Here is a 10,482-nt window from a genome sequence, read left to right as displayed (position 1 = left end):
GTACACGTACGAGGAGCGGAAGTCCAACAACAAGCCGACCAAGTTCCTCACGTACATCACGGATCCGACGGACCGGCAGTCGCTGACGGTCACGTACTTCACGAAGGCCGACGGCGTCGGCCCGAAGATCGCCGACCACGTCAAGTCGGTGACCGACGTCTCGGGCCGCAAGCTGGCCTTCGAGTACTCGGACAAGGGTCTGCTGACGAAGCTCACCGACGGCGCGGGCTCGGCCCAGCCGAAGGTGTTCCTCTTCGAGTACGACGCGACGCAGGGCAACAAGAACGTCAAGCTCGTGAGCGTCACCGACCCGCGCGGCAACCCGACGAAGCTGACGTACAACACACCGTCCGCCGGTGACGACCCGAAGTACCACTGGTGGAGCAAGAAGATCACCGACCGTAACGGCGGTGACCTGGGCTTCGTGTACGCGCAGAACGCGGCGAACCCGAAGTTCGTCGACACCCGGGTGACGGACGCCCGGGCCAAGGGGACCTCGTTCGTCACGGACGACTTCGGCCGCCCGGTCCAGACGACCAACACCAAGTCCCAGACGACCAGGATGAGCTGGGACGCGGACAACAACGTCACGTACGTCGAGGAGAACAACGGCGCCAAGGCCGCGTACTGCTACGACCAGAAGACGGGCTACCCGCTCTGGCAGCGCACCGCGGAGCAGAACAAGGCCGGCGTCCCGCCGTCCTCGGACTGCGCGCCCGGCGTCTACCCGGCCGACGCGCAGAGGTACGAGTACCAGACGCGGGTGGACGGCTACTCGGCCGACCTGTTCCGCAAGACCTCCCCGGAGGGCCGCGCCTGGCAGTTCGGCTACGACACCTTCGGCAACCTGACCGCGGTCACCGACCCGAAGGGCGTCGCGACGCCGACGGCCGGCGACTACACCACGGCGTACACGTACGACGGGTACGGCCAGATGCTCACGGCGAAGGACGCCGCGAACACCACCACGACGTACGCGGACTACGGGCCGGCCGGCTACCCGCGCACGACCACGGACGCCCTCGACAAGACGTCGACGGTGGCCTACGGCCCGCGCGGCGAGGTGACCTCGTCGACCAACGAGCTGGGTCACACCGTCACCCAGAACTACGACGTCTACGGCCGTCCGACGAACGGCCGGACGCCGAAGGACCAGGCCGCCGGGGTGTACATCGACAACCCGGCGCCGGTGTACGACGCCAACGACAACATCACCACGTCCACGGCGCCGAACGGAGCGGTCCACACGGCCGTCTACGACGCCGGCGACCAGGTGACCTCGTTCAGCGACCCGAAGGACACCCCCACCGGGCAGGCGCGCACCACGACGTACACGTACGACGCGGTGGGCAACCAGCTGTCGGTGACGCTGCCCAAGGGCAACCTGGCCGGAGCGGCCGCGGGCGCGCACACCACGACGTACACGTACGACGAGCTCAACCGGCCGGTCACGATCACCGACGCGTTCGGGAACCGGACCACCGCCTCGTACGACGACGTCGGCAACGTCAGCACCGTCGTCGACCCGCTGAAGAACGACACCGCGGCCGCCGACGACTTCAGCGCCTCCTACACCTACGACCTGGACCACCGTCCCGTCTCGACGAAGGACCCGGCCGGCTACACCCGGTCGACGGCCTACGACATGGACGGCCTGACGCTGTCCGCGACGGACGAGAACGGCAACACCGTCCGGTCCACGTACGACGAGCGCGGCCAGGTCACCCAGGTGCGCGCGCCGCACGACGACCCCGGCGGCACGATCACGTACAACACCACGAAGTACGAGTACGACGTGGTGGGCCGCCAGACCGCGGTGATCACCCCGCGCGGTGTCGCCTCCGGGCGGGACGGCGCGTTCACCGCCAAGACCGTCTACGACGAACTGGGGCGCGTCAAGGCACGTCTCTCGCCGTACGACGCGAACGACCCGTTCTACAACAAGCCCGTGCAGACCGACTACACCTACGACGCGGTCAGCCGGCTGACCAAGGTGAGCGCCCCGCCCTCCAAGGGCGAGACGACCCGTAACGACACCACGTACAGCTACTTCGACAACGGCTGGGTGAAGGCGTCCACGGACCCGTGGGACATCGTCGCCGGCTACGAGTACAGCACCCTGGGCCAGCAGACCCGGCGCACGCTCACCAGCGCCGGTGGTTCGTCGTCCCGGACGATGAACTGGGGCTACTTCCCCGACGGCAAGCTGCAGACCCGCTCCGACACCGGCGTGCCCGTCGGCCTCCAGGTCGTCCTGGTCGACAACTCCGACACCCAGAACGTCTCGAAGACCGGCACGTGGACCTCGTCCTCGTCCGGCACGGGGCTCACCGGACACGACTACGCCACCCACGCCGCCGGCGCGGGCACGGACGCGTTCACCTGGGAGACGACGATCCCCGAGGACGGCGCGTACCAGGTGTACGTGAAGTACCCGGCCGTCACCGGAGCGGCGACCACCGCCTCCTACAAGGTGGAGCACGACGGCGGCTCGGCGACCAAGCCGGTCGACCAGACCAGGAACGCGGGCACCTGGGTCTCCCTGGGCAGCTACGCGTTTAAGGCGAGCGGCACCACGCCGCAGCGCGTCTCGCTGGCGCAGAACGCCGGCGGCACGGTCGCCGCCGACGCCGTGAAGCTGGTCCGTGACAACTCCGGCGACACCCAGTTGCCGCCGCAGTCCTTCGGCTACAGCTACGACGTCAACGGCAACATGACGGACCTCACCGACGGTTCGCCCGGCGCCCGGTACGACGCCTACGCGTTCAGCTACGACGCGCGGGACCGGCTGACCCAGCTCCAGGAGAAGGCGGCCGGCAACGTCAAGAACACCACCGGATTCGGCTACGACGCCGACTCCAACATCGTCAGCCAGACCCACGACGCGCGGAGCGCCGCGTTCGACTACGACGTGCGTGGTCTGCTGTCGAAGGTCGTGAACAAGGAGTCCGCGACCGACCCCTCCCCGAAGACGACGTCCTACACCCGTACCCCTGCCGGGCAGTTCGCCACGCAGACCAAGGGCAACGGCAACGTGGCGACGTTCGAGTACTACCTGGACAGCTCGCTGAAGAAGTCGTCCGAGCGGACGTCGGGCGGCACCCTGGTGGCCGAGCACTCCCTGACGTACGACCCGAACGGCAACCGGACGCGGGACGTCTCGACCACGCAGGACGCCGACAACCACGCCGCGTACCTGTCGCGGACGAGTACGAACGTGTACACCCCGCGCGACCAGATCGCCTCGGTGCGCAACTCGGACGGCTCCTCGCCGCAGGACTACGCCTACGACGACAACGGCAACATCACGTCCCAGAACGTGGGCGGCTCTCCGGTCACCAACACGTACTCGCGGGACCGGCTGCTGTCCAGCAGCACCCCCTCGGGAACGATCAAGTACAACTACGACCCGTTCGGCCGTATGGACACGGTGACCGGCGCCGGCGAGGTGCTGGAGAAGTTCACCTACGACGGCTACGACCGGATCTCGTCCCAGCAGAACAACAACGGGAGCGGACTGGACAGGACCGACTTCACGTACGACGCGTTCGGCCGTACGGTCTCCGAGGTCAAGGGCGCCGGGACGGGGTCCGCTAAGACCACCGTCTTCGACTACCTGGCCATGGGCGGCGCGGCCGTCAGCGAGACCGTCGACGGAATCCTGAAGAAGTCCTACCAGTACTCGCCGATGGGCGAGCGGCTCAGCCAGATCGTGCACGGCACGGGCGGCACCAAGGACTACACCTACTACACCTACAACCCGCACTCGGACGTCGCGGCGCTCACCGACGACCAGGGCAACACCAAGGCGACGTACGGCTACACCGCGTACGGTGCCCAGGACGACTCCCAGATGTCCGGCGCCGACAAGCCGGGCGCGGGCGGCGGCGCGGGCACCGAGCCGTACAACGCGTACCGGTTCAACAGCGCCCGGGTCGACACCGCCTCGGGCAACTACAACATGGGTTTCCGGACCTACTCCACGGGGATGAACCGGTTCCTCTCCCGTGACATGTACAACGGGGCCCTGTCCGACATGCGGCTCGCGTCCGACCCGGTCACCGGCAACCGGTACGCGTTCGCCGGCGGCAACCCGCTGTCGAACGTGGAGCTGGACGGTCACAGCTGGCTGAGCTCCAACGGCCGGCCGTCGTTCGCCGTCGACAGCGCGGGCACGGTCACCGACCTCGTCGACGAGATGATGAACACCATCCGCGACCACTACATCCGCACGACGAAGGTCAAGGGCCGCACCTACGTGGGCGCCTACGACCCGGCGACCGGCCGCTACGCGGCGGGCATGTCGTCGAACCCGTTCGGCTGCGCCGAGCGGGACTGCGCGCGAAAGCTCGGTCTGCCGATGGATCAGGTGCGGTTCGGCAACGCCATCTCGTACCAGCGGCCGTCCAAGCAGCCCATCATCGGCGTCTGCGAGAACTGCCAGAACGACTCGGCGCGCGGCCAGTATCCGGCGGACGCCAAGTGGAAGCCGGGCGGCCGGTTCGACAGCGGCCGGGCCATCCACACCTCGCCCGGTGAGCTGGCCATCCCGAGCCGGGCGAGCACCGAGCTGGTGGCGGTCCGGTCGACGCAGGCAGCCTCGGCGACCGCGGCACGGACGTCCTCCGCGGGCGCGGTGTCCAGCGGCTCCAGTTTCGCGAGCAAGCTGAGCACGGCGGCCAAGTGGGGCGGCCGCGGCCTGCTCGCACTCGGTGTCGGCGTCGCCGCCTACGAGGTCTGGTCGGCTCCGGACGGCCAGAAGGGCGAGGCGGCCGTGTCGGCCGGCTCCAGCCTGGCCGGCGGCCTGGCCGGCGCGTGGGCCGGTGCCAAGATCGGCGCAGCGGCGGGCGCGGCGATCGGGTCCATCATCCCCGGCGCCGGAACAGCCGCAGGTGGAGTCGTCGGAGGCGTGATCGGCGGTATCGCCGGTGGTATCGCCGGGAGCTACGCCGGCAGCAAGGCGGGTGATTTCTTGAACAGTCTCTGGTGACTCACCCCCTGGTCTCCCGGTGACTCACCCCTGAGGCACCGGTGACCACCCCCGATATCCTGGCCCCCGCGGCGCACTGTGACCGCGGGGGCCAGGCCGTTCGTCGGGTCACAACGATTCGGGCCCTTTCCGGGCCCTGCGAGGCAGAAGAGCGTGATGAGCGAGTACGACACGTCCGGCGTCTGGTTCGACGACGATCCGGAGCTGGAGCCCACCGAGGACGGCCTGCGGTTTCTCGCCGCGCTGCGGGAGCGGGCGGAGTCCGGCGGATGGAACTGCGAGCCCGACGACACCTTCGCGACGTTCGCCGTCTTCGAGAACCGTACGGAACTTCTGGTCACCCTGGGGCTGTCCGATCCCACGACCCGGCCCGAGCAGCACGTGTTGACCGTCGGTGCGTTCTTCACCGGTTCGCGTCTCGTCGGCGGAGAGTTCCACGATCAGCTGTACACCCTGGAGCGAACCCTGGAAACGTTGATCGAGGATGACGGATCGCCGGAATTCCTCGCCGGGAGGGCGGCGGAGTGGTTCGCACGGATGACCGAACTGCCCGTCCTGAGGCACGAGTTCGCCGTCGACGGCCGGGTGGTGAACCGGCAGTGGGTGCTGGCCGGCTCGGGCCGGGAGCTGGCGGCGCAGTTCCGGGTGGAGCCGGGCGACCCGCTCGCGCGCACGGTCCAGGTACGGGGCGCGGGCGCCTCCGCGACGTGAGGAGGGTGTGACCGCGGGCTGACCGCGAACGCACCCGGCGGTTCACGACGGGTCGGCCACGGTGTCACCGGAGGAGGAGGAGGAGGAGGACAGGGCCGCTCTCCTCCTCCGGTACACCACCAGCGCGGACACCGCGCAGAGGAGGACGGCCAGGGCGGACACCCCGAGGGCGGTCCGCTCGGCGAAGAGCCTTCCCAGCACTTCGAGCGCGCCGAGCCCGGCAGTCGCGTAGATCAGCGCCCAGGCCGCCCCGCCCAGGAACAGGGCGGGAAGGTAGCGCGGCAACGGCATGCGCATGCTGCCCGCGAGAAAGTTGACGGCGGTCTGAAAACCGACCGTAAGGAACGAGACGGCCACCACCGGCGCGCCCCACCGCTGGATCCCCCGCTCGGCACGCCGGAACTTCGCGGAAGAGATTCTCCCGGCGAACCTGCTGCGCCGGGCACCGGCGCCGGCGAGCCACCCGACGGCGAACGTCCCACCGGCGCGAAGCAGGACGATCACGTACAGGGCTCCGGCTGTGAGCGCGATGTCATCCACGATGCCCGGCGACGCCAGGCTGGGCCAGCTTTGCGGGGCCGGGACCGTATTGGTCGCCCGAGCGGTTTGGGTGCTAGCCGACGGGGCTGTGCTGGGTATCGGGCACCGAGGGCATCCAGTGCACCGCGTTCTCGCGGAAGGAAGCGTTGACCGGCGTGAGGTCCGCGGCGCTGGTGTCGTCGAGAGCCGGGACGTTGATGCCGATCTCCGGAATATCGCAGTCGACCGCCGCGACTCGGGTGCCGCAGGTGGGACAGAAGCCGCGCTTGGCCTTGCCCGGGAACGTCTCGAACCAGGTCGGCTCATCCTTGCCCGTCCACGTGACCCGCTCGAAGCCGGCCCACCACATCACCGGGGCCCCACCGAGCTTCACACAATGGTCGCAGTGGCATGTGTGCGGGTATACCGCCGGGCCCGTGGCGGTGAAGCGGATCCGACCACACAGACATCCGCCAGTGCGCTCTTCGGCTCCCTCGGAGGTGGCGTTCATCAGGTTATCTCCGCAGCAAAGTAGGCGAGTTGAGCCCATCAGTCTGACAGCACCGCTTGCCACGAGCTCAGCGACAAGCCGCGATCGCCGCTGACCGTGCAGGGCAGCAGCCGGGCCCCGGCCGCGCTGTGTCCTACGCGAATGAAGACCTCCCTCAGCAGAGAGACACCTCATGCGGCTATGCCGTCAAGCCGTTCCGGTTCCCCCTCTCTACTGCCCGTCGTCAATGACGGGTGCAGAGTCATCAGGAAAGAAGACCTCGGCGATCCGTACGAGGTCAGCGTCGCTCAACTCAGGCGGTGTCCAGCCGCGGCGGCGTGCGTGGTCGATGAACCGGGCGTCCACGGGTACGTGGTAGTGCTCGACGTAGTGCGCCAGGTCCGTGTACCAGAACCACTCACCATCAGTGAGGAGATGCAGACCGCCGATCAGCCCCTCTCCGGGGCTGAGGACGTCGTGAACCCGCGAGGTGGTCGCGGCCAGCACCGATCCCCCACGCAAGTAACGGACAAGATCCGCTTCATGCTCTTCGCCCTCGCTCCGCGCGGACCCTCGCAGGGATGGCCCATTGGTGCGACCGTGCTCAAGCTCCTGGAACTCCCCGATGAATCGGTCTGCGTGTACATCTTCGCTGCTCACAGCTGGCACCCTATGCGTCGATCACCCACTTGAGGCAGACACCGGCAGCGGCATGGGCGCTCAGAGGGCATCTGATCAACGTCCATGCTGGTGTGACGGGCATGTCCGCGTCGATTCACCAGGTTGGTGTAGATTCTCCCGTCAGTTCGCGGGACATTTTGTTAGCCATCGCCCAGTGGATCATCGTCTGGGATCTCTGCGGCAGGGCTTCGTAGTCCCGTGCCAGACGGCGGTGCTGCATCAGCCAGCCAAAGGTCCGCTCGATCACCCACCGCTTCGGCAGCGGCTCGAATCCCTTCGCCCGAGGCCGCTGCACGACTTCCACATCGATGCCCAGTCTGGCGCCATGGTTGAGGACGCTGTTCTGGTAGCCGCCGTCGGCCCAGACCTTGGACACGCTGAGATGAGCGGCGGCCAGCTCATCGAGCAGGAGCTTGCCGCCGGCGGCGTCGTGCACGGACGCGGCAGTGACGATGACGCCCAGCACCAGGCCGAGAGAGTCTGTGATCAGGTGCCGCTGGCGTCCTTTGATCTTCTTGCCGGCGTCGATGCCCCTGGCTGGTCCCGGCCACGTTTGCCGAGGTCTTCCACGCTCTGCGCGTCGACCACGACCGCGGTCGGTTGCGGGCTGCGGCCGTGGGCTCGGCGGGTCTTGTCTCGTAAGAGGTCGTGGACTTGCTGGGTGGTGCCGTCCGCTTCCCACCTGGCGTAGTAGTCAGGGCGGCTTCGCACAGGTTGTGCCACAAATGCCAGCGGTCACCGACCTGCACTGCGTCGGGCAGGACGCGGCGGATGGCCTCGGCGTAGGTCGCCGAGCCGGCCCTAAGTCGGCGACACCCACTGAGACCGGGTCACGAAAGCCGACTGCAGCGGCTCCCGCTCCGGCCGCCAGACGGCTCTTGAGCACGACCCGGGGCCCTGCCCTGGATTCCTGGATCGGGCGGGTGTGGGCCCGTCTTCGCCGCGTGGACGAGCTCGGCGTCCGGGGGTGTACTGGCGGGCAGCGGCGGCGGGCTACGTGCTGTAATCCTGCGAGGGCGCGGGATTCAGGCCCGGTCGGTTACGGAGGGAACGAGACATGAACGCGCGGATCGTGCGAATGGCTGGGTTGCTGACGTTGTTGATGGCTGTTCCGCTTGCGGGCTGTGGCGACAGTGGTGTGGGGGATGAGGAGCGGAGAGCCTCCGCAGTCGAGGCAGCCAGACGGTATACGCAGGCATCACTGGACAGGAGATGGAAGGAGGTCTGCGAGTCTGTGACCGAGCGTCTACGGAAGGGGACTGTCGCCGAGTGCATAGAGATGAGAGATCTTCCTCGTGTCGGTGATTACATGGACGCCCGCGTGGCCATGGGGAAGCCGTTCGACATGGAGGCAGACGGTCCTTATCGGGCGGGTGTGGGCGTACGTGCGACCATGCATCTGGACCCGGCGACGGGCAACCGGATAGACACCGCTCTCCGGCTCATACTCGACGGCGACGATGGGTGGCTCATCGACCAAGCCGCGAACATGGACGCCTCTCTGGGCACCGGCCCGGAGGTTGCTCGAGCCAGGCTGGAGGAAGTTGCCGAAACGACGGGGCCAGCCGCTGCACAGTGAGGGGGCTTCCAGGAGCCCGAGCGTCCGCTCCTGAAGGACGGGGCAAGGCCGGAACAAGCACCACGTGGCCGCCGAGGCGCACGGCATCCTGCTGACCACGACGCTGGCCGGCGGCAGCCGCAACGATGTCAGGCAGCTGAGCCCACTGATCCAGTCGGCCGGGGCGCTGTCGGGCGAGCGGCGCGAGCAGTTGGAGGAGATCGACGCGTCCTGGTGCCCAAGCTGGCCGGTGACCTGGCAGCGCTCCTTCCACCTGGTCCGGATGCACCTGGACGCGGGCGAGGCTCTGCCCACCGAGGCGGGCGAGGTCATGGGCCAGGGCGAGGACCTGGGGCGGTGGGTGACGTCAGTGCGGTACGCAGGCCGGCAAATGGGCTATGAACTACAAGGCCGCCAAACAGTTTTGCGAGCGTGAGGGACACCTTCAGGTCCCGAGGAAACACGTCGAACGGAGCGTCGGCGAGGACCAGGAGGAGCGTGCGACATCCCGTGAGTTCCCCTGAGCCTGACTGGATCTCCGACACCGTGGCCAGGGGGTTCTTTCTCCTTCGAGTGCTCTACCGATCCGTGACGCAGCTTCGGGATTCCTGAAGCGTTCTCACTTCGTCCGACCGGTCTGCAGTCGAATCGAAGGCGAGGAGGCGCGGGTCAAGCCGAGGCAGGACGCGACTTCCGAGAGACTCCGCGTCGACCTTGCAGCTCGAGAGGCCTTGGCCAACGACCCCGACCCTCTCCACCTCGCGGAGGTCTTCGGACTCGACGAGAAAACCGCGATGCGCTACGCGGACTCCGCACGTGCTCTGCTGAAACAGGCCGTCGAGCAGCCGTCGCGGTGAAACTCGCTCGACCGGCTGCCCCCGTGAAGAGACCCTTGGGCATGGAGTTCTTCTGCTACCACCGCGACCGGCCCGGCTCACTCCCGCTGCGCTACGAGCTACTGGAAGAGCATTGGTCATATATGGACCAGTACGCGGAAGAGATGATCGCCCGGGGCCCAACCCTCGCCGACAACGGCGACACACCCACCGGCAGCGTGCACATCCTCGACCTGCCCGATCCCGCCGCTGCCCGCGCGTTCGCCTTCGACGAGCCCGGTTACCAGGCCGGCGTCTACCGGGACGTGCTGCTGCGACGGTGGCACAACACGCTGGGGCGCACCATGTGGGACTTCCCCGGCGGCCGGACTGGCGGCAACCGATACCTGGTGCTCGGCCTCGGCACGGGGCAGACCGCCGACACCGCGATGCCGCCAGACCGGGACGGGCTGATCGCCTACGGGCCGCTGTTGTCCGATGACGGCGCCACCTGGCTGGGCACGGCGGCATTGGTCCAGGCGCCGGACCCGGACACAGCACACGCCATCCTGGCCCCGGACCGGTATGCGGACATCGAGGTGCACAACTGGCAGTTCGGCGGGCGCCGGTAACGACCGAGGACGCCCAGGCCGACATCACCTCCGAAGCCCTTCGGATCGCTCAGCAACCTCGTGTTCCACCCGAACCCGCGGATGCA

10 protein-coding genes are annotated in these 10,482 nt (G+C 68.0%); 6 read left to right on the top strand and 4 right to left on the bottom strand.

The features are described 5' to 3' along the window. On the top strand, window positions 1-4,990 hold a 4,990-nt coding region (locus ACFWFI_RS35790), incomplete at its 5' end, for a golvesin C-terminal-like domain-containing protein (protein WP_387398671.1). 156 nt (window positions 4,991-5,146) lie between these two features. Then, the gene (locus ACFWFI_RS35785) at window positions 5,147-5,701 is read left to right on the top strand and encodes a hypothetical protein (protein ID WP_387398669.1); all 555 of its coding nucleotides are present in this window, start codon (window positions 5,147-5,149) and stop codon (window positions 5,699-5,701) included. A 42-nt stretch (window positions 5,702-5,743) separates the two neighbouring features. On the opposite strand, the gene ACFWFI_RS35780 is transcribed toward ACFWFI_RS35785, so the two are convergent. The 4 genes from ACFWFI_RS35780 to ACFWFI_RS35765 all read right to left on the bottom strand — a co-directional run bounded on the left by ACFWFI_RS35780 (window position 5,744) and on the right by ACFWFI_RS35765 (window position 8,073). Then, the gene (locus ACFWFI_RS35780; protein WP_387398667.1) at window positions 5,744-6,241 is read right to left on the bottom strand and encodes a DedA family protein; all 498 of its coding nucleotides are present in this window, start codon (window positions 6,239-6,241) and stop codon (window positions 5,744-5,746) included. A gap of 73 nt (window positions 6,242-6,314) precedes the next feature. After that, window positions 6,315-6,731, bottom strand: coding sequence for a GFA family protein (locus tag ACFWFI_RS35775; RefSeq protein WP_387398665.1), 417 nt, complete (start codon window positions 6,729-6,731; stop codon window positions 6,315-6,317). 210 nt (window positions 6,732-6,941) lie between these two features. Beyond that, the gene (locus tag ACFWFI_RS35770; RefSeq protein WP_387398662.1) at window positions 6,942-7,232 is read right to left on the bottom strand and encodes a hypothetical protein; all 291 of its coding nucleotides are present in this window, start codon (window positions 7,230-7,232) and stop codon (window positions 6,942-6,944) included. A gap of 253 nt (window positions 7,233-7,485) precedes the next feature. Next, window positions 7,486-8,073, bottom strand: a complete 588-nt coding sequence (locus ACFWFI_RS35765) for a transposase (protein WP_387398660.1) — start codon at window positions 8,071-8,073, stop codon at window positions 7,486-7,488. A gap of 375 nt (window positions 8,074-8,448) precedes the next feature. On the opposite strand from ACFWFI_RS35765, the gene ACFWFI_RS35760 reads away from it, so the two are divergent. From ACFWFI_RS35760 to ACFWFI_RS35745, 4 genes are all read left to right on the top strand, one after another. Next, window positions 8,449-8,970 carry a hypothetical protein gene (locus tag ACFWFI_RS35760; protein ID WP_387398658.1) on the top strand — a complete coding sequence of 174 codons (522 nt, stop codon included), beginning with the start codon at window positions 8,449-8,451 and terminating at the stop codon, window positions 8,968-8,970. 64 nt (window positions 8,971-9,034) lie between these two features. Further along, on the top strand, window positions 9,035-9,385 hold the full coding sequence (locus ACFWFI_RS35755; RefSeq protein ID WP_387398655.1) for a hypothetical protein: 351 nt from the start codon (window positions 9,035-9,037) through the stop codon (window positions 9,383-9,385). Window positions 9,386-9,680: 295 nt separating this feature from the next. Next, window positions 9,681-9,806 (top strand): hypothetical protein, encoded by a 126-nt coding sequence (locus ACFWFI_RS35750; RefSeq protein ID WP_387398653.1) that lies wholly within the window; start codon window positions 9,681-9,683, stop codon window positions 9,804-9,806. A gap of 41 nt (window positions 9,807-9,847) precedes the next feature. Continuing rightward, window positions 9,848-10,396: a YciI family protein gene (locus ACFWFI_RS35745; RefSeq protein WP_387398673.1), complete on the top strand. Its 549-nt coding sequence runs from the start codon at window positions 9,848-9,850 to the stop codon at window positions 10,394-10,396. The last annotated feature ends 86 nt before the right edge of the window (window positions 10,397-10,482 follow it).

This window comes from Streptomyces sp. NPDC060209 (genome assembly GCF_042728155.1).
In the GTDB taxonomy this organism is placed as follows: Bacteria; Actinomycetota; Actinomycetes; order Streptomycetales; family Streptomycetaceae; genus Streptomyces.
The sequence above is the reverse complement of the archived record's forward strand: the minus strand, read 5'-3'. Positions and strand labels throughout refer to the sequence as shown.

Coding starts and splice junctions, on each gene's coding strand:
- ACFWFI_RS35785 (WP_387398669.1), top strand. CDS start 5,147: ATGAGCGAGTACGACACGTCCGGCGTCTGGTTCGACGACGATCCGGAG.
- ACFWFI_RS35775 (WP_387398665.1), bottom strand. CDS start 6,731: ATGAACGCCACCTCCGAGGGAGCCGAAGAGCGCACTGGCGGATGTCTG.
- ACFWFI_RS35760 (WP_387398658.1), top strand. CDS start 8,449: ATGAACGCGCGGATCGTGCGAATGGCTGGGTTGCTGACGTTGTTGATG.
- ACFWFI_RS35745 (WP_387398673.1), top strand. CDS start 9,848: ATGGAGTTCTTCTGCTACCACCGCGACCGGCCCGGCTCACTCCCGCTG.